The organism is Sporolactobacillus sp. CQH2019 (genome assembly GCF_028765345.1).
GTDB lineage: Bacteria > Bacillota > Bacilli > Bacillales > Sporolactobacillaceae > Sporolactobacillus.
Genome location: NZ_JARAJZ010000015.1, coordinates 15,023 through 34,147 on the forward strand (window position 1 = coordinate 15,023; position 19,125 = coordinate 34,147).

A 19,125-nucleotide genomic window follows, 5' to 3' on the forward strand; every position below is an offset into this window, starting at 1 on the left:
CTGCGGCGTTTGAGGAAGGGACAAATGGATAAGGTGAAAAGCCTGTTTCGTTCTAACTGCGCTCGGATAAACGGATTCTTGGGGGAAATATTTTTGGAGATCCCCGGGGATGATAGCGATTGTTCACAGATTCTGGACCGGGTTCTTTCCAAAAGTCAGACATTGAGCAGCCCTTTCTTAATCCCGTTGACGACGGCGCCCACCCTGGAATCGGCGTCCAGCTTACGCATAATAGAAGCAATGTGATATTCGACCGTCCGCTTGCTGATCGACAGTTCTTCGCTGATTTCGGCGTTGGTCTTGTCGGCGGCAATCTGCCCCAGGATTTCCCGTTCCTTGGCGGTCAGTGCCTCCCCTGCCTGCTCCCGATGCTGATAAGGGAAAGTCCGCTGTCCGCGGCAGGCCTGTCTGATCGCGGTGATCAGTTCCGTATTTGATTTCTCTTTAGTGACATAGGCATCTGCTCCCGCCTGTTTGGCGGCGTCAATATATTCATCGTAATTGTAGCCCGACAGGATGACGATTTTTAAAGCGGGAAATTCTTTCCTGACAATTTTGGCCAGTTCAATCCCGTTTTCTGTTTTCATCCGGACATCGAGCACGATCACGTCGGGATTCCGCAGCCTGATTGCGCTTTCAAGAGCCGACGGATCGGACAGCGTAGCGACGACGTGCAGGTCGGGTTCCTTCTCCAGAATTTCTTTCAGTCCCATCAGCATTAATACGTGGTCATCGACCAGCAGTACGTTGATACTCAAATTCATCACTCCGTTCCAGCGGAAGAGTAATGGTAACTGAAGTGCCCTTGCCCTCCTCTGATGCAATGTCAAACCGGCCGCCCAGCTGATCCACCCTTTTTTGCACAGTGATTAACCCAATGTGGTTCTCCTGGGTCAGGCTGGACAGGCCCGCCGGTAATTTAAATCCCTTCCCCTTATCTTTAACGTTTACAATTAAAGTGTGATCCAGACTCTTCAGCGACAGAGAAACAAAAGGGGAGGATGAATGCTTGATCGCATTATATAAGAGTTCTTTAATCATCCGATAAACCTGGACGGCCAGTCGTTTCGATATAACCTTTAGGCTGAGATCATATGCCGTCTGAATGACGACATTATAGTTATTCTGCAGTTTGCGCTTCAATGCCTGCAAGCTCTGCTCCAATCCCAGATCTTCAACCATGAACGGATGCAGTTCACGGGACATCTCCCTGATCTCGTAAATGCCGTTCATAAAAATTTCTTTCATTTCAAAGTACGCCTTATCTTCGATCATCTGCTCATCATGCATGGCTTCGACCTTATTGGCCATCAGGATCACATTCTGAAGCACTTCATCATGCAAATAAATCGATAGTTTCCGTTTTTCTTCTTCGCTGTTGATCAGCAGCGCACGATTAAACTGTTCCTGCGACAGAGAACGGTTTTGCGTCTCTCTTAATTCCCTGTCTAATCCGGAAAGGGCTTCCGTACTCGTCAGCAATTCTATCGCATCGGACTGTATTTTCTCAAGCAGCAGGCGCTCGTTTCGATCCAGCCGCGTCGCATTAGTCTTTTGTCCGATGATCATCCATCCCTTATTGCCCTGATCGCCGTCCAGAGGAAAAACATGGCAGTTCATCGTTTCGGAGCGATGCTCATTTCTTTTATGATCCAGATACTGCATGCATTCATCGGCGAGAGAGCCGTCCGCAAAGATCCCGCTTTTATAAATGATCCGCGGTGTTTGATTGTTCTTCCAGATCAGGCAGGCGCCGTTGATATCAACCGTCTGATGAATCAGGCGGATAATCAGCCGCCCGCAGGAAGTCAGATGCTGGCCGTTCAGAATCTGCTGCAGGATGATCTTTTTTTCTCTCTCGATATCGTGCTCTTTGCTGGTCCATTCCTTTTTGACCAACGGCTTGATGATTTTCTTGATGAGATTATAGACCGCAAGAACGGCCAGCATTAATCCGTTTAACCGATAAAAGGATCCGGGAGTCCGGGGATAGATCAGGAAGAATATACCATTAACGGAAATCAAAGAAAACAGCACAGCCAGTATTTCGAAAACAATCGGTTTCAGGCTCATCTTTATGTCGATGATTTCCTGCTTGGTTAACAGGTAAGCCAGGGTTATCGGAAACAGGACGATGCTCAGCAGGCTGAAGAAAAAAGGAACGCTTGCAAGATGGAGAATTTCTGGAATCAGGCTTAAAAAGATAAGCGGTAAAAAAGATATGATCAGACTGGCAATCAAAATAGACAGCTGATTTTTTATTTTGGAAGAGTTTTTCTTCAGATGCAGATAGGTCAGGCAGATGCAGGCGATCAAAGAAATACAGACATTGGCAATGACGACGGTTCGGATGAATTGGAGCAGCTCGGGACTCCTACTTAAACGGTCGGGATAAGTGTCAAAAAATACGATATTGATCATCGTTGCCAGCAGCCAGGCGACCTTCCGGATATATTGAAAGAACCGCGGCTTCGTAGACGATGGAAAAAATTCAAAGAAGCGCATCAGAAAATAAGGCGCAAAGCTCGAGGCGATCACTTCAATTTCTTTAGCGGGCGATACATCGATGCTCGAAGCAATTGAAACAGAAATAGCAAGTCCTGAAGTGTACATAAGGTAAAAAAAATGGCGGGTAACGACTGAATCCGGTTTGATTAAGAAGCAGACGAGGCCAGTGCCGACAAACACAAGTCCGAGAAACAGCAGCGAATAGTAGTAGCCAATTGAAGAAACTTGTGATAAGAGACGGAGCAGCGTGTAATCGGTTAACACGCGGCCCAGACAGTAGAGATTGACGATGACGAAGATAAATAAAAGAAGAATCGGGACCGTTTTTTTCATCATTCACGGTCACCCCTCCAGGTAGTCTATTAATTGCTGGATCCGTGTCTTATCGCGCTGTGTTTCGCCACAATTCTTAATCAATTGAACGGCCCTGTTCAGATAGACCTTCGAAAGGATCAGACAATAATCAATGGCGCCTGTTTTTTTTATATAGTCTCTGATATCCTGCCGCAGCCGGCTGCCGTCCCGGGAGGTGCCGAGAAGCTTCAGCTGATCGAATAGCCATCCATTATCCTTTTGCTTGCTGAATTCGACGGCCTTGATCAGCGGCAGCGTCGCCTTGCGGTTGGTCAAATCGCTTTTCGCATCGCGCAGAATATCGGCGGCATCGTTTCTTAACTGGCCGGAGAATCCGATGTACCTCGCGATGTTCTCCCAGGCCGGCACGTTCTCAATCGCATTCACTTCGAAAACAAGCCGTAATAAGGAGACCGATTTTTGTTCAATCAAGGAAAAATAATCGCGTTCCGAAGGTACGTTTTCGGTGATTCTGAAAGACAGATCTCTCCATTGGCCGATGGAAGCCGTCCTCAGATTCCGGATCACACAGCTTAACTTTCCGAGCCGATCCGCTGCCGAGTATTTTAAGATCAAGTAAAGGGACTCCATTAAAAGCATGCTTGATAAAGTCAGCGTTCGCTGCGGCGTCAGCTTGGACAGCACCGGACTTTCCATGTCGCCATCCGCCAGTTCATCAATGATATCTGTGGCAAGGATCAGCAGCTCAACGGTAGCCGCACAGGCGGCCTGTTCGTCATGAACCGCGGCGTCCTCGCAAAAAACGGAGGAGATATAGAAAGAGAATTCACCCCAGGTAAAAAGCGCCGGCTCATGAAAAATCTTCCCTTCACCGTGCAAAAGGGAAGAAATCAGATTGCATGTTTCACTGTCCCATTCACTGTTTTTCAAATAATCGAGAAGAAACCGTCGTATTTCTTTTTTGATATCCATTTTACATACTCATATCCAAGTAAGAGTCTTCGTAATGATTCCCTTCTCAACCTGTTCCTTAAAGACTTGAAATACATCGGCATCCAGACTTTGTCTCGCAAGGGCCATTTCGTTCGCTCCGATGACTTCCTTTCCCGAAAACAGTTGAATCATGTCCCAAAGCTTCTGATTCATACAACATTACCTCCAATTTGTAATATTAAGTACATTTCAAAATTCAACATCATTTGCTGTTTTTCCTTTTTTTCTACCAAAAAAAATAATATTTTTGACGATTTTAAAATCAAAGGCATCCGGGCTCTGCAATGAGAAGAACCCAGGATGCCGTTTTGGCAGCTATTTTGATTAAGCCTTAAGACGGATTGCCTGAATCAGAGAAACTATTGGGTTAGATGGATACTGGAATCCGCGAGCTGGTTCGGATGGATAATTTTTGCGAGTATTTCTTCGACGTATCTGCCAAATTTCGGATTGAATCTTTTCCGCGGACGGATCAGATCAATAGGAATATCAAGACTGATTCGGCCTTTTTCCAGTAAAATTACACGGTCCGCCAGTCTGACCGCTTCCTCAACGTCATGAGTGACGAGTATCGCCGTCAGGCGCTGCGCTTCCCATATGGATTCGACAAGGTCCTGCATATCCAGTCTGGTCAGTGCATCCAGAGCACTCAGCGGTTCATCGAGAAGCAAAAGATCCGGCTGATGAACCAGGGCCCTGACGAGGGCCACTCGCTGCTTCTGCCCTCCCGACAGTTTGGCCGGATATTGGTCCGACCATTCTTCAAGGCCGACGTGACGCAACATTTTCCGGGCTGCGTCCTTCCATTCTCCTTTTAATCCGACGCCGACATTATCAATGACCTTTTTCCATGGGAGCAGCCGGCCGTTTTGAAACATGACGCGAGCGGATCGATTGATCCCCTGTAGAGGGACATCGTCCTGAATGATCGATCCTCCTGTGGCAGTTTCCAGACCGGCGATCAGTCTGAGAAGGGTGGTTTTCCCACATCCGCTTTTCCCGATAATAGCAATGAATTCCCCCCTTTTTACCCGGAGTGTCACGTCTTCCAGAACTTTCAGATCCTGATATGATTTTGCGATATGATTTAATTGTAAAAAGTTTTCGCTTTTTTTCATGTTTGCTCTCCTCAATTTTCCTGCATCATACTTTTTTCTATACGATTGGAGCAATCAGGACTTTTAGGACCGGTTCCAGCGCAGCCATCTATTTTCAAAAAATTTGGCAATAAGATCGGATGCCTTGCCTAAAAGAGCATAGATCAGAATGCACAAAACGATGACGTCCAGCTGCATAAATTCTCTGGCATTCATCGAAAGATAGCCGATGCCTGAATTCGAGGCAATCGTTTCGGCAACAATCAATGTCGTCCACATAACACCGAGCGCATAGCGTACCCCCACGAGGATGGAGGACAGGGCGCCCGGGAAGACCACGTTAAAGAAAAGGGAGGCGCCGCTTAATCCGTAACTTTTTCCCATTTCGATCAGATCTTTGTCCACAGATCGAATGCCATGGTACGTGTTGATATAAATGGGAAATAACGCACCCAGCGCAACGAGAAACACCTTGGAAGTCTCACCGATGCCGAACCAAAGAATCACAAGCGGAATCAGTGCCAGGTGAGGAATGTTTCTTAACATCTGGACGGATGTATCGAGAAAAAGATCGGACAGCTTGAAAAATCCGTTCAGAACGCCCAACAGGAAACCGATGGAGCCGCCGATTAGAAATCCGGCAACGGCGCGGTACAGACTGATTAGAAGACTGCCGGTCAGTTCGCCTGTTCCGATCATTACGATGCCTGTTTTCACCACATCCGTCGGTGCGGGTAATGTCGTCGGCGAGATGATCCCTCCGATGCTCAGAAATTCCCATAAAAGGAGTACAAATACCGGCAGGACGCCGGGCAGGAGACGCCTGATCCATTTTTTCTCAATGAACTCCATATTTGTCACCCCCTTTATTTCAGAATCGCCTGATGCACATCTATTTTTTTCGGAATCAGTTTTAACTGGTAAAATTGGTCGGCAATCGACTGCTGCTCGTCAAGAATCTGATTCGTTATTTTGCCGACACCGTAAACGCGTCTGTTGACAGCGAGAGTGATTGAAGCACGATCCATTTTCAAAGTGCTTGCCAGTTTTGAAATCAGTGCATCGTGGTGTTTGTTTGCCCACACCATGGACTGTTCCACTTCATTCAGAATGAGCGCCGTCACTGCCTGATGGCTTTTTGCAAAACTGCGCTTAGCGATAAAGAAATCACGGTCCGTCGTGAGTCCCTGTCCGTCTACCAGCAGTTTTGCGTTTTCATTGGTCTGTGCTGAAGCCGTGAACGGATCCCACACAACCCAGGCATCGACATTTCCTTTTCCAAAAGCGACACTTGCATCAGCCGGCTGCATATACACCGGAGTGACGTCTTTCATCGACAGCCCAACTTTTTCGAGGCCTTTAACCAGCAAATACTGTGAACTGGATCCCTTTGAAAAGGCAATCTTTTTGCCCTTTAAATCGCTTAAAGATTTTATTGAAGAATTCTTTTTGACTAAGATGCCGCTTCCCTCATATTTTGACGCCCCTGCTCCGACATAAACGATATTTGCCCCCGAAGCCTGTTCAACAACCGGTGGGGTGTTTCCTGTTCTTCCATAGTCAATGCTTCCGGCATTAAGAGCTTCCAGCAGCGACGTCCCGTCCTGAAACTCGGTCCATTGAACTGTATATCCTTTTTGTTTCAGAGCTTTTGCCAATGATCCGTTAATTTTGGCAATGTTAAACTCGTCGCCTTTCTGGTAACCGATCCGGATGACCCCCTGATTTGTCTTCTGCTGAGCCGAGCTGCATCCGGCCAGCAGCAAAGCAACCGACAGAAGAAGAACAAACATGCGTTTGAATTTTGCGTGCTTTATCATCAATAATCATCTCCGTAGTTAAGGTAGCTGAATTTTAGAGACTTTTTTCTTGAATGATTTCTCTGCCTGCGATTATTTGTTTCTTAAGCAGGCTTCTCTGGATCTTTCCTGTCGGACCGGTCGGAATCCGATCGACGATTTCAACGCCGGCCGGGCATTTGTAATCGGACAATGTCTGCCGGCAATGATCGAGTATCTTCTCAGCGAGATGCTCCGTCGCACGTCCCGGACCGGGGACTGCATAAGCGACCACTTTTTCTCCGTACAGCGGGTCCTGAAGGCCGATCACCGCCACTTGCTTCACTTCAGGCAGCTGCCGGATAGCTTCTTCCACTTCGTAAGGGCTGATCTTCTCACCGCCGCGATTGATTAATTCTTTTTTCCGGCCGATGATAAAAACATAACCTTCTTCATTTACATAACCGATATCGCCCGTATGGAACCAGCCATTTCGAAAGTCGTCCTGATTATCCGCCTCGACGTAATGCGTGATAACATTTTTCCCGCGGATCACGATTTCTCCCGTTTCCCGGGACGGCAGGACGTGATCTTGTTCGTCGACAATTTGCAAAGAGAGTCCGACCGGCAGGCCGACCGAACCGAGTACCCTTTTTTCAGGAGGAAGGGGGTTGACACAGATCTGACTGGCGGCTTCAGTCATCCCGTAGGACTCGATCACCGGCACGCCGAATTTCTTTTCAAACTGTTGAGCGTGGAGCAGCGGCAATGGTGCCGATGCCGAGCGCACGAATCTTAAACCGGAGGAGATGTGATCGGGTGCGCCGGTGTGCAGCAGTATCGAAAGGACCGCCGGAACTGCCGATACCCACGTGACATGCTGCCCGTTGACAACGTTCCAGAATCTGGAGGCGCTGAATTTAGGAGCGATAATCAGTTTTCCGCCTGAAAGGCAAGGGGAAATCAGTCCGACAACCTGTGCGTTAATGTGAAAAAGCGGCAGAAAACTATAAACAATATCCTTGCTGGTCAGTCGGTGCGCCCAAATGATATTTTGGGCTGCTGCATAGATCTGGCCGTGCGATAATCCCACGGCTTTTGGACGTCCCGTTGTTCCTGAAGTATAAAGAAGAACGGCCGGATCATTTTCCAGCGGTTCCGGGCTTTCAGTCAAAAGTCTCTGTTCAGTCCGATCTCTATGTTTCCATTTCAAATAGTTCAGTTTTGATTCTTTTAATATCAGTCGTGCAGTTAAAACCTTCTGAGATGTGTACGGTTCAATCAATCCGGCCGACTGTTTCTCAGTCAGGAATCCGCCGGCCGGACAGCAGCGTCTCAGAAATGTCTGCAATTCGGAAACAGGCATCCGCGGATTGATCGGGACAGCAACTGCTCCGGCCGACAGGATTGCAAAATAAATCGCTATAAAGCGATAAGAATTCGGCAGTCCCAGCAGCACCCTATCGCCCTTTCGGATGCCGGCCTGCTGCAGAATCAGTCTGACATGCTCTATGTCGGATTGCAGATCCTCCGTCGAGTTCCAGCATTCGTTTTCCTGGATCAGAGGCCGGTCCAGTGACTGAAGAACCTGTTTTAAGTGATCGATTAGTTCGGACAAAAAATCAACTCCCTGAAAGTTAAGATTGCGGATTTTCCGTGGCTTCTATCTTTTTGAGCTTTTTAAACCGTTGGAATAATTTTGAACGCACCCCGATGCAATAGGAAAGAACCGGGGTTTTTAGGAAACAGACGGCGAGCAGCATGGACGAAAAATAAACGAACAAAACAGCCATCGGCAACGACAGGTAAAACAGCCACGGATGCCCTGTCAGACGGGGCACAATAAGCTGACTGACGACATAAATCGGGATTGGTTGAATAAGAAATGTGCCGAATGACGCCTTCGAAGCGATTTGGATGAAGCGATTAAACAATCCCTCGCCCCTTTTCTTTCGATGCCTGTCCCATATGCGTCCCAGAAACATGACCAGCCCGATATACAGCATCGCATAAGGAAGATAAATGGGCTGCTGAACGGAAATTGCCATTGAATAGCTGTATTGAAGAAACGTGCGCACCAGGATATAGTGGCCGGACATGATGAAAAAACCGGCCGCGAACAAAATGACCATTAATCGGATATGCCTGTCTATAAATTCACCGATCGCCTGATAGTGGCAGGCCGCAACGCCCCCCGCAGCAAAATAGCATACATAGGGCAGCATCAGTGATCCGCTGTGAACGAGAAGATAAGGCCAATCGGCTGTGTCCAGCTTCGGGACTGCAAAAGTAATCAGCGACATGATAAGCAGCTGCAGGAGGGCGCTCCAAACAAAAATCTGAGGATGACGTTTCTCAAATTTACGGAGAACGAAAAGCATAATCGGGAAGACCAAGTAAAATTGAAGCGTCACTAATACATAATAGATATAAAATAAATTACCGCGGCTCAGCGATTCCCAGAGGAGAGTCATAAACGTTTTGAAAGAAGAAAAGAGTCCGGGCGAATAAACATCTTTAATGAAAAAAAGGTAAAAGAGATTCCAAAATAAATACGGAATACCAACCAATGTGAAACGTTTCTTCCAGAAATTAAGAACATGAAAATCACGTCTGTAGTACACAAAGAACAGAACGAATCCGGTAATGAACATGAAGGCCATCCGCGTGACCTCAATGGATGCGTGAAAGGCGGAGAACAGCACGGATCCCATACGTCCATCTGACAAATAGCCGTTATATGTCGAAACGGTATGTACCGAAATGACTCCAAACATGATAAACGTCCGCATAAAGTCAATTTCATATAAATGCTTTTTCTTCAAGAAGAGAGAAGGCCTCCTTAAATTCCCAGTGTTTCTGACATTTGTAATCCGTTTACAATCTCCATACTATGTGATGAATCTTAATTTTAAATTAAAGAATGCAGCGGAAGGATGTTCCGATTCCGGTGCCCGCTCCAAAAATGAATAATTTTTTGCCTTTTTTGCGGTAAATACGGATTTAATCTAAGTAAAATTCTAGTATATTGATATTTAACAAAGAGGGGAATTTTAGAGGGCGGATTCGGTGAACGCTGCTTGAGCATTTTAAAAACATGCCGTCCGGAAATCCTGTGCCGATGCTGTAAAAGGAAAAAACTTCATAAATAGAGGTGAAAGTTCATGACGTTGTCGTCTTATGACAGTTTTTCAGTCAAATATCTCACGGCCTTATATTTTTTTATAAAAACAAATATCGAAAAAGGGCTCTTGTCTCGTGCGATGTGTCAGGAACTGGTGCTGATCAGAGAAGCAGCGAAAAGGCAGGGAGTCCTCATCATGTGCAAAAGCGGCGCCTGGACGTCTCAGCCCAGACATTTCAGAGGCGAGATTTAATCCGGAGCCGCTAAAGACCGATCTCCCTGTCGTCTCAATGATGCTTCACTTGACCGTATCCTCGCCAGCCGGCAGGTGAAGCCTGTTCCTATCCGCCTTGAACTCAAAGATTAGCGCTTTAAATGCGAAAAATCACCCCTGACTCGAGGAATATCTCCCCAACATCCTTCAATTTATCGTGTTTGAAAACTCATATCCGGATGAACCAAAGAGATCGTCATTGAAAATAAAAGAATGAAAAGGCGGTGTTTTGTGCTGCCGCTTTTTTGTATTATAGACAAACATAAAACATGAAGGTATCACGGGCTTGAAAACGTGATACCTTTTCTTTATGGGAAAAAAGCAAAGGAAATAATTACCGCGACGAAAGTATCTTTTACCAATCTGCTGTGACTATTGGCTTAAGCAGATTGAAAATGGATCTGTGTACAGGACTTGAGGGCTTTCCGGATGGACCGGGTGCTCCTATTGGCAGAAATTGCGAGTATATCGTCATAAATAAGTATTTTATTCGCGTAAATTGATGCTTTTACGGATAAATCGGCTGTTTGCGCTTTCTTCCGGCAGTCAGTAGCGAAAATGGAAATAAACCTGTCTTTCTTCTAACATTTCTCGTATAATAGAATAGAAATTTTCGCTTTTTCATGCATTTTTTGTGAGCAAAAAGTCCCGCTTTACGGTGATGACAACACATGTTTCTTTCACCTGGTAAAATAACAGAAAACGATAAACGCACCACAGGAAATCTGTCCGGAAGCGATTGCAGCCGGACGTCAGTACATAGCCTTGTAAATCGTTGCGGTGGATATCAAGTTTTATGGAATGTGCCGGCAGTTGCGGAAGGGGAGAGGATGAGGGATGACAAAAATATTGATTGTTGATGATTCCAGATTTTCACAAAGAATAACGTCATCTTTAATTAAACAATTTCTCGATGATGCGGAGTTTGAATTTGCCGGCAACGGCGAAGAAGGTTTGGAAAAATTCAGAGAGGGATCCCCGGATTATACCATTGTCGATTTGCTGATGCCGAAACTTCGCGGTGGAGATTTAATTGAAAAAATCAAACAGCTGGATATTGATGCCAGGATTTTCGTCATCTCGGCGGACGTACAGAAACGCGTACGGGATGTTGTTGAAAAAATGGGTGTCCTGTCTTTTATCAACAAACCTTTGGATGAAGAGAAGGCGAAAAAGATATGCGACATCATAAGGAATGATGCCCGGTGAGCGATCAAGTGAGCAAGGAAGACATTCTGAAAGAATTGTTCAATGTCGGCGTCGGGCATGCAGCGGCAACGCTGTCCGATATTATTGACAAGAAAATTGTCTTGAATGTTCCTGATGTCAAGATCCTCGATATTGAGCAGGGGAAAAGTGAGCTGGACCGGTTTCTTCACAATGTCGCCGAAGGAGCGGTCATGGTTTCTTCCATTACTTTCGACGACCAGCTCGAAGGAAAAATCAGTCTGATTTTTCCTGCCGATAAAATGCATTGTTTCATCAGCCTGTGCCTTCATGAGGAGTACGAAGAAGCCGGGGATATGGAATTTACGGATATAGATTTTGACACGATTAAAGAAATCGGAAATATTGTTCTGAATGCGATCATTGGCGAGCTGAGCAATACGGTTAATATTCCTGTGCGGTACTCGCTGCCCGAAGTAAAAGTCCTTAATGGAGCGAGTGCGGAACTTTTTGTCGGCGGATGCGATTATCATCTCGTTTTAATGCTGTACATAACTTTTAATATTGAAGGTACGGAGATCGAGGGTGCCATTGTGATCAATATGACATTAAAATCTCTGGAGGACATCGTACAAACCATTGATAGACTGTTTAACGGAAGATGATTGAAATGGATTCTTTTTTGCCGAGCATATTGAGCTGTATAAACGAGGGCATCGTGATCATGACCACGGATCGGACCATTGCCTATTGGAACCCGTTCATGGAGGAACTGACCGGCAGGAAACAGGAGGATGCCCTCGGGTTGAATGTGGATAACGTGCTTCCCAATCTGGATAAACCCTTCTTTCATCAGGCTGTGGACAGGGTCCTCGGGGGCGGCAGTCCGGCGTTCTTCTCGGCCGCGATGCATCGACGGATGATCAGTGACACGCATAAGGTGAATATGAAAATGAATCGGGTCATCGACGGAGAGCAGACTGCCCTTTTACTTGAATTCATTGATGTAACGAATCAGTTTCACCGGATCAGCCAGCTGCGGGATTTTGTCAGGCAGCTCTCACGGCTGAACAGTGAGCTGAAACAAAAAGAGAAGGTCATTGAAAAACTGGCCTATTATGATACATTGACCGGGGTGGCAAACCGTGCCCTTTTTGAAAAATTTGCCGACAAGTACCTGAACCTGGCAAAGAGAACGAAAAGCATGCTGGGTCTGATGTTTGTGGATGTCAATGAATTCAAGCTCATCAATGATACGTACGGCCACCACATGGGCGATAAAATCATGATGCGGGTCGCGGCTTTCCTGACGGAATCGACGAGAAAGAGCGATATCGTCTGCCGATACGGAGGCGACGAATTCCTGATTCTTCTCCCCGATCTTCAGAGTTTTGAAGATTATCGGCAGATTGCCGGGCGGATCGACGCACTTAAAAAAAAGAAAATTATTCAGGACGGACATACAATCGGCCTGTCTCTGAGTATCGGAGCAAGTTTTTATCCGAACGACGGAACTACGATCGAGGAACTGGTTGCAAAAGCCGATGGGCTCATGTACATACAGAAACACAGATCGAGAATGGAAATGAAGAAACATCTGTAAGGCCGGAAAAAAATGCACGGCCGGATAATCTTTGTCCGCCCAATCAATGACAGCTTTGACTGATTTAAAATTGAATTTCTAAAAAAGATCGGCCCGTTATAAAAGATGCCGATCTTTTTTTATGGAATCCGGTGGTTTTAAGGGCTTCGCCAAGTTGACAGAAAGACGCTGTCATGGCATTAATAATAAATGCGGATACCGCTTTGAGTGAAAAGATTAAGTACGTGATTGAAAGAAGTGTCGGATTGATGACAGAGGATTTGAAATGAATAAAATGAAGGTATATCAGGATCTTATGCGAATCGTTCAGGATGGAGGCCGTGTGAAACATGATGATATGCTCAGTGCATATACGTTTACGAAGACGGGCGGGGAAGCCGATGTCCTTGTTCTTCCGGAAAGCTACGCAGAAGTTCAGAGAATAGTCAGATACACGGCCGCTGAAGGAATCCCCATGACTGTTCTCGGAAACGGATCGAATGTCATTGTTCGTGACGGCGGCATACGGGGGGTAGTGATTAATCTGACCCGATTGAACGCGATCCGTCTCGACGGGCATCATATTATCGCTCAAAGCGGTGCGGCGATCATCGATGTTTCACGCTTTGCGCTGAAGCACGGCCTGACCGGGATGGAATTCGCCTGCGGCATACCTGGGTCGGTCGGAGGCGCTCTTTATATGAACGCCGGTGCATACGGAGGAGAAACGGCCGACGTGCTCGATCATGCCGTGGCGGTCGACAGCTCAGGGCAGCTGCTTCAGCTGAATCACAGCGATCTGCGGCTCGGCTATCGCAACAGCGCCATTTCAAGGAACGGCTATATTGCTCTGGAAGGGACCTTTGCCCTCACCCCGGGGCACATGCCTGAAATTAAAGCGGAAATGGATCGTCTGACCCGCCTCCGCCGGATGAAGCAGCCGCTTGAATTTCCTTCCTGCGGCAGCGTATTCAAACGTCCGCCCGGATATTTTGCCGGGAAGCTGATACAGGACTGCGGCCTTCAGGGGACACGGATCGGCGGCGTGGAAGTTTCGAGAAAGCATGCAGGGTTCATGGTCAATGTCGATCACGGGACAGCGACGGACTATATCAACTTGATACGCCATGTGCAGAAAACGGTAAAAGCAAAATTCAATGTAGACCTTGAGACTGAAGTCAAAATCATCGGCGAAAGCGGAGAAGTGCAGGACCGGTGAAATACGGACCAGGAAAAGATCCGTAAATTGAAAAGGGCGGCTCAAAACCGAAAAGCCGGTTTTGAGTGCGCCCTTTTTGACCCTTGTCGTCAAACCTGTCCGTATGCCTTTTTTCATTTGAACCCTACTTCCCGTGCCGGATAACGGAGCGGTTATTTCAACAAATTCGTTATGGATGCCGTTTAAGGCGACTCCGGCATGGCTTTTCGAACGGGTTATTCGGCCACCCTTCTGCCCAGAATCAACAGGTCTCTTTCCATACCGTCCAGCTCGGCCACTTTCGGGAGGCGGCCCCATTTCTCAAATTCAAAATGCCGGAATAAACGGAGACTTGGCGTATTCTGTTCAAAGATAAAAGCGAGCAGCGTCCTGACCCCCCAATTTTTACACTGGCCGATGACTTGATGCATCAGGAATGAACCGATTCCTTTGCCGCGGCATTCCGAATCAAGATAAACGCTGATTTCCGCCGTCGCCTGATATGCCGGGCGGCCGTAGAAAGTTTCGAGACTCAGCCATCCGCAGACTTTTCCGTTAAATTCCGCGACCCAAAGAGGGCGGTTTTTGTCTGCAAGATGTGTTTCAAGCCACGGCTTTCTGTCGTCGACACTGATTTCCGTTGTATCGGCGGTGACCATCCTCCCCGCGATCGTCGAGTTATAAATGGCCACGATAGCCGGTAAATCTCCTTCAGAGGCATCACGTATTGTAATATTCTCCAGCATAGAACTCACCTGTACTTTCCTGTAGTATGAATGAACGGATCCGATATAATTGTTCCGATACCGTGTATGAAGTAACCGGGAGCCGAATGTGTCCCCGTTTGTCCGCCGCCATGATCGTCATTCTGTACCCTGACTGCAGTCAAAGCCTTTTTTGCATTTTTGTGCCAAGCTTTCAGAAAGATCCCTGATAGGGATTTCCTGAACCGGGGTGATCTGTATCATTATATCAATAAAGAGATTCGTTAAGCGGAAAAATCTTCAACGATACTGATTTTCAGTCATTCTGCGGTAAATCCCCGGAATTTTAAATTCACTCGGATAAGAGATTGATGACGGCATGTGCATCTGCCGAGAGTGTATGTGGTGCATTCTGTGCTCTCGCCCCGCCGAGCGCATTGAGCTGCCGGACATAGTCTTGGAGGCAGTAGACGGCCGTCGAAATTTTATCTTGCCTGTAAGCAGTCTGCGCCTGATTCAGCGTATAGGACAGCGCAGCGGTATCCGGTTCCGACAGATTTTTTGCTTCAAATTCGGAAATCAGCTGCCGGCGCATCGTGTCAAAGCTGCTGCCGATGTCCGAATAGCCGAGCAGCTGATATTCACTGATGGCAAGCGGTAATTGACTGCTCTTTTCTGTAATCTCCAGCTTATAAAATCGATAGGCCTTCGCGTTTTTTATTGAAAAGGAGCGGGTCATTGAACGTGAGCCGAATGTTTCATTGGTGCGGCTGTCAAGCATCGTCCAATTGCTTCCGTCGTCGGAACCGAACATGATCCAGCTCTTCGGATCGCTTGTTGCCAGACTGCTCGCGGAAGAAGTCAGCGTGTACATCTTCACCTTAGGGTCCTCCTCCTTGAAGCGGGTCATAACCGATGGCTGACTGCCTGAGAAGACAACCGCCGTGTCGGACTGATTATCAAGCAGCGGGTCAAGAGAACTGTTGTCGCTTGAGGTTGTTTCAGCCCGGCTGTCGGATGCCGATTTTCCGGTCAGATCGGTCAAGGGCATCGGATAGATAGATGATCCGTCGGTCGACAGCGGCGTCAAGGATTTCGGCAGTTCGCTTTCGGAGCTCCCCCAATTCGAAGGCTTCGGCCCCATGCGAAAGGACAGCGTGCCTCCGCCAGCAAGCAGCTGATGGGAGATGGAAGTCGCAGATAAAGGCCGGCCGTTGAATGTGACACTCTGGACAAAGCGATTCGTGTTGCTGACATTAGGCGCGCTGATGACAAGATCATGTCCATTGTCGAGGTGAATCGTCATTTGTTTGAAATAGGGCGCGCCAAGCACATAATCCGGAGTACCCTTCTCAAGCGGGTAAAAACCCGCCGCACTGAAGAAATAGAAACCGGACAGCATGGCGCCAGTGTCGTCTCCGAGATAACCCTGGCCGATGCTCGCGCCCGAATAGAAATGGTTCATGATATTTCGGACCGTCTCCTGAGTTTTCCACGGCGCTCCCGCAAATGTATACATATAGGGAATGGAAGGCGATGAAGGGCTGTCCAGGGTAAACATGCCGCTGTGGCCGGCAGCGGCTTCCCGGGCCGCAGAATATTTTTCGGCTGAAGCAGAGCCGGGGACGGCCGAAAAATATTTGTCAAGCTGATTCAATAGCCCGCTCCGGCCGCCGTAGAGATTGGCCAGCCCCTGACCGTCCTGAGGCACGTTAAAATCAAGATTCAGGATATTCGGGACGGCCTGATCATTGCTCCAGGATTGCGGATCGGATGCGTTCCCGCTTTTTTGCCACTGTCCGTCCGCAGTCTTTCCGTTAAAGGAACCGGTACTGCGGTCGAAGAGGTTCAGGTAGTTCTGCGCCCGGCTCAGGTAATAAGCGCTATCGTCCGCATAGGACCCGCCTGCGGACTGCTGCGCTAGATAGGAAGCCAGACTGCCGAGTGCGAAATCGTTGATGCTGTCGGATAATGTCCAATTGATGCTTTGCTTCTGATCCGTGTTCGTGTATCCGGTAAAGGGCGCGCTGCTTTGCTGCGGACGGTTCTGAATGCCTGACACGCCGGCAGCGGCTTCCGTCAGCAGGGTCCGGTAGAGCTGATCCGGATTGACACCCGGAACGCCTTTGACGTATGCGTCACTGAAAGCACTATCGGCAAAGGAAGCGGAGGACGATTGGGAAATTGTGCCGCCGTTGTTCTCATACTGCAGAAATCCGTTGATCAGCCGGCCGGCCAGCTGCGGATCAAGCAGTACGTAAGCCGGCCAGACGGTCTGGGCACTGTATGCAAAATTGCTGTTCACATAGATTTGGCCCTCCTTGATCGGGGCTCCGGTTTTATTTGCCGTATTTTTGCCTGCGAGGCTCGCAGACAGATCCGCATAGCGATAGTCGGGATCCTGGTTCGTCCCCGTATTTTCGAAGCCCGCGTTCGGATAGAGGAAAAGGCGGTACAGGCTGGAGTATAAGGTCGTCTTTTGTTCGCTGTCCGCGCCCTGAACGGAAACTTTTCCAAGCAGGCTGTTCCAGGCGTTCTTCGCGTTTTGCCTGACCTGGTCGAACGACATGCTGCCGATCTCCAGATTCAGATTCGTTTTTGCCTGGTCGACACTGATCAGTGAATACCCCGTGCGCATGGTGACCGTTTTAGTGCCCGACGTATTAAATTTATAGAAAGCCGTAACATGATCCCGCCCCTGCCCGGACAACTGATTGGAATCAATCACCGGTTGGTCGAAGGACGCGTAGAAGAAGAGGCGGTCCGTATTTCCGGTTGTACTGTCCTTGACATCGGAATAGCCTTCTATCGATTTCCGGTCGGCACTGAGCGTCAGTCCGCCCTGATTATCGAGATTATCGAAAATCAGATTTCCCGTCTTTCCTTTGAAAGTAAAACGCAAAACGGCGGAGTGGCTGGCGGGTGCTATCTCCGCCTTGATACCGTTCAGGAAAGTGACGCTATAATCATAAGGCTTTGCCGTCTCCTGAGAACGCTGGAACGCGAGTCCGCGGTTCAGCCTGCTCGCACTCGGCGTTCCCGAAAAATCAGAGGGCATGACCTGGAGAGACTGTCTGTCGCCGCTTTGGAGATTGGGAGAATGGCTGAGCGAAAAGGACTGAATCTCAGGGAGATTCTGCAGGTCGTTATTCTCGCTGTACGGATAGGGCCGGTCTGAAGAACTGCTGTCGGTAGCGGGAGACCAAAAGGCGAAGCTGTTCGGCACGGCAACGGCCGGGACCGTATTTCCTCTGGAAAAATCAGAGTTTGAGGCCGTCCCTCTTAGAATATTTACCTCGTCCGCCGGGGACGAAGAAGCGGTATTTTTAGGTGCACTTCCGATCCGGATATCGTCGACGGCTCCCTGAAAAGAGATGCCTGATTTTGGGGCGGAGTAGGCGATCAATACACGGGTAATCGTTTTTCCTGCGGCCACTTTTCCAATGTAGGCAATTTTTTGATTCCATTGATTAGCGATCAGCGTTCCGGACTGCCCCTGGGCCGACGGTGTCATTCTGACGCCGTCCTGGTCCGCAGCCCGACTGATCTGGTGGAGATAAGTGCCGTCGGAAAAGGCCAGATCAATGGAAACATAACTGGATGCCGCGGAAGCGGGATTGTTTTTGGGCGCGACAGGCGCGATAAAATAGGAAAGCTGCGTATCTGCCTTAACCGGAATATTGAGCATGTACAATTTATTAATAGCCAGACTGCCTTTTTTCCCGACGACTTTACCGGAATAAGTGAGTGTATGGGTGCCTGTCCATCCGCCGTTGTCAGAAGAGGCGTAAAGACCGGCAGGTCCGTTTCCGACAGAGGTACGCATTGTTTTCACGGTTTTTCCGTTGACCGAAGCAACGATGCCTGAAGAGAGCACCTTTCCGTTTTTCCCCGTTTCTGCCGTATTTGTCCAGGAGGGCACAGGATCACCCTTTTCGAAGGATGTGAAAAAGGGGGACGAAGCCGTCTGTGCTCTAGCTATCCGGCTGAAAGGTGCCGGAAGTGGCGGAACGGTCAGGCCGAGGCAAAGCAGGCTTGCAACCGTTATCGTGAAAATTTTTGTTCTCATAGAACGGGACACCTCTCCATTACATTAAATGACACTTATCCGTCAGCTGTCCTGAAGACAAACAGCAGCCCGGCCGTCAGATCTTTAAACGGATCATTTACCGATGTTTTTCTATAATCATTATAGTGAAAACACAGCGGCCTGAAAACAGCCGGCCGTCAGTCAGCCTGATCGTCTTCATTGAAATCGTTCAAAAGGCGCCGAAAAAGCAAAAAAAATATGCGGTGGAAATGCTTGCCGGCATTCCATCGCAAACGAGTAAATGATGGTTTCCTAAATTAAGATCGGACATCTTAACTTAAGGGTTAACTGCAAC

The 19,125-nt window shown here is 48.0% G+C and carries 15 protein-coding genes; 4 read left to right on the top strand and 11 right to left on the bottom strand.

The genetic code is table 11. The annotated features are described in order from the left end of the window. Window positions 1–155: 155 nt before the first annotated feature. From OYT88_RS17560 to OYT88_RS17600, 9 genes are all read right to left on the bottom strand, one after another. Window positions 156–758 carry a response regulator transcription factor gene (locus tag OYT88_RS17560; RefSeq protein ID WP_274401660.1) on the bottom strand — a complete coding sequence of 201 codons (603 nt, stop codon included), beginning with the start codon at window positions 756–758 and terminating at the stop codon, window positions 156–158. Beyond that, window positions 730–2,844, bottom strand: coding sequence for a sensor histidine kinase (locus OYT88_RS17565; protein ID WP_274401661.1), 2,115 nt, complete (start codon window positions 2,842–2,844; stop codon window positions 730–732). Before OYT88_RS17565 ends, OYT88_RS17560 begins: the two co-directional genes overlap by 29 nt. Before the next feature lie 6 nt (window positions 2,845–2,850). Continuing rightward, complete coding sequence (locus OYT88_RS17570) at window positions 2,851–3,795, bottom strand: polyprenyl synthetase family protein (protein ID WP_274401662.1); 945 nt, start codon at window positions 3,793–3,795, stop codon at window positions 2,851–2,853. Between the two features lie 9 nt (window positions 3,796–3,804). Beyond that, window positions 3,805–3,969, bottom strand: a complete 165-nt coding sequence (locus tag OYT88_RS17575) for a hypothetical protein (protein ID WP_274401663.1) — start codon at window positions 3,967–3,969, stop codon at window positions 3,805–3,807. A 206-nt stretch (window positions 3,970–4,175) separates the two neighbouring features. Next, window positions 4,176–4,934 carry an ABC transporter ATP-binding protein gene (locus tag OYT88_RS17580; RefSeq protein ID WP_274401664.1) on the bottom strand — a complete coding sequence of 253 codons (759 nt, stop codon included), beginning with the start codon at window positions 4,932–4,934 and terminating at the stop codon, window positions 4,176–4,178. A 63-nt stretch (window positions 4,935–4,997) separates the two neighbouring features. Beyond that, entirely contained in the window at window positions 4,998–5,765 is a 768-nt protein-coding gene (locus OYT88_RS17585; protein ID WP_274401665.1) for an ABC transporter permease subunit, read from the bottom strand. Window positions 5,766–5,779: 14 nt separating this feature from the next. Continuing rightward, a complete protein-coding gene (locus OYT88_RS17590; RefSeq protein ID WP_274401666.1) occupies window positions 5,780–6,733 on the bottom strand; it encodes a sulfonate ABC transporter substrate-binding protein in 954 nt (317 codons plus the stop codon). 34 nt (window positions 6,734–6,767) lie between these two features. Continuing rightward, window positions 6,768–8,309, bottom strand: a complete 1,542-nt coding sequence (locus OYT88_RS17595; RefSeq protein ID WP_274401667.1) for an AMP-binding protein — start codon at window positions 8,307–8,309, stop codon at window positions 6,768–6,770. Between the two features lie 19 nt (window positions 8,310–8,328). Continuing rightward, the gene (locus tag OYT88_RS17600; RefSeq protein ID WP_274401668.1) at window positions 8,329–9,516 is read right to left on the bottom strand and encodes an acyltransferase; all 1,188 of its coding nucleotides are present in this window, start codon (window positions 9,514–9,516) and stop codon (window positions 8,329–8,331) included. 1,410 nt (window positions 9,517–10,926) lie between these two features. Between OYT88_RS17600 and OYT88_RS17605 the strand changes: the two genes are divergently transcribed. The 4 genes from OYT88_RS17605 (at window position 10,927) to murB (ending at window position 14,057) form a co-directional block, all read left to right on the top strand. After that, window positions 10,927–11,298 carry a response regulator gene (locus OYT88_RS17605; protein ID WP_274401669.1) on the top strand — a complete coding sequence of 124 codons (372 nt, stop codon included), beginning with the start codon at window positions 10,927–10,929 and terminating at the stop codon, window positions 11,296–11,298. Next, window positions 11,295–11,921: a chemotaxis protein CheC gene (locus tag OYT88_RS17610; RefSeq protein WP_274401670.1), complete on the top strand. Its 627-nt coding sequence runs from the start codon at window positions 11,295–11,297 to the stop codon at window positions 11,919–11,921. Before OYT88_RS17605 ends, OYT88_RS17610 begins: the two co-directional genes overlap by 4 nt. A gap of 5 nt (window positions 11,922–11,926) precedes the next feature. After that, window positions 11,927–12,859 (top strand): sensor domain-containing diguanylate cyclase, encoded by a 933-nt coding sequence (locus OYT88_RS17615; RefSeq protein WP_274401671.1) that lies wholly within the window; start codon window positions 11,927–11,929, stop codon window positions 12,857–12,859. Window positions 12,860–13,124: 265 nt separating this feature from the next. Then, window positions 13,125–14,057 carry a UDP-N-acetylmuramate dehydrogenase gene (murB, locus tag OYT88_RS17620; RefSeq protein ID WP_274401672.1) on the top strand — a complete coding sequence of 311 codons (933 nt, stop codon included), beginning with the start codon at window positions 13,125–13,127 and terminating at the stop codon, window positions 14,055–14,057. Window positions 14,058–14,272: 215 nt separating this feature from the next. Here the strand turns inward: murB and OYT88_RS17625 are convergent, their stop codons facing one another. After that, window positions 14,273–14,782, bottom strand: a complete 510-nt coding sequence (locus tag OYT88_RS17625; RefSeq protein WP_274401673.1) for a GNAT family N-acetyltransferase — start codon at window positions 14,780–14,782, stop codon at window positions 14,273–14,275. 310 nt (window positions 14,783–15,092) lie between these two features. Beyond that, the gene (locus tag OYT88_RS17630; protein WP_274401674.1) at window positions 15,093–18,809 is read right to left on the bottom strand and encodes a GH92 family glycosyl hydrolase; all 3,717 of its coding nucleotides are present in this window, start codon (window positions 18,807–18,809) and stop codon (window positions 15,093–15,095) included. Window positions 18,810–19,125: the final 316 nt, after the last annotated feature.

What these genes read in the sequence shown, in the direction of transcription:
- OYT88_RS17625 (WP_274401673.1), bottom strand. Translation starts at nt 14,782, where the DNA reads ATGCTGGAGAATATTACAATACGTGATGCCTCTGAAGGAGATTTACCG.
- OYT88_RS17580 (WP_274401664.1), bottom strand. Translation starts at nt 4,934, where the DNA reads ATGAAAAAAAGCGAAAACTTTTTACAATTAAATCATATCGCAAAATCA.
- OYT88_RS17605 (WP_274401669.1), top strand. Translation starts at nt 10,927, where the DNA reads ATGACAAAAATATTGATTGTTGATGATTCCAGATTTTCACAAAGAATA.
- OYT88_RS17615 (WP_274401671.1), top strand. Translation starts at nt 11,927, where the DNA reads ATGGATTCTTTTTTGCCGAGCATATTGAGCTGTATAAACGAGGGCATC.
- OYT88_RS17575 (WP_274401663.1), bottom strand. Translation starts at nt 3,969, where the DNA reads ATGAATCAGAAGCTTTGGGACATGATTCAACTGTTTTCGGGAAAGGAA.
- OYT88_RS17570 (WP_274401662.1), bottom strand. Translation starts at nt 3,795, where the DNA reads ATGGATATCAAAAAAGAAATACGACGGTTTCTTCTCGATTATTTGAAA.
- OYT88_RS17585 (WP_274401665.1), bottom strand. Translation starts at nt 5,765, where the DNA reads ATGGAGTTCATTGAGAAAAAATGGATCAGGCGTCTCCTGCCCGGCGTC.
- OYT88_RS17630 (WP_274401674.1), bottom strand. Translation starts at nt 18,809, where the DNA reads ATGAGAACAAAAATTTTCACGATAACGGTTGCAAGCCTGCTTTGCCTC.
- OYT88_RS17590 (WP_274401666.1), bottom strand. Translation starts at nt 6,733, where the DNA reads ATGATAAAGCACGCAAAATTCAAACGCATGTTTGTTCTTCTTCTGTCG.
- OYT88_RS17565 (WP_274401661.1), bottom strand. Translation starts at nt 2,844, where the DNA reads ATGATGAAAAAAACGGTCCCGATTCTTCTTTTATTTATCTTCGTCATC.
- murB (WP_274401672.1), top strand. Translation starts at nt 13,125, where the DNA reads ATGAATAAAATGAAGGTATATCAGGATCTTATGCGAATCGTTCAGGAT.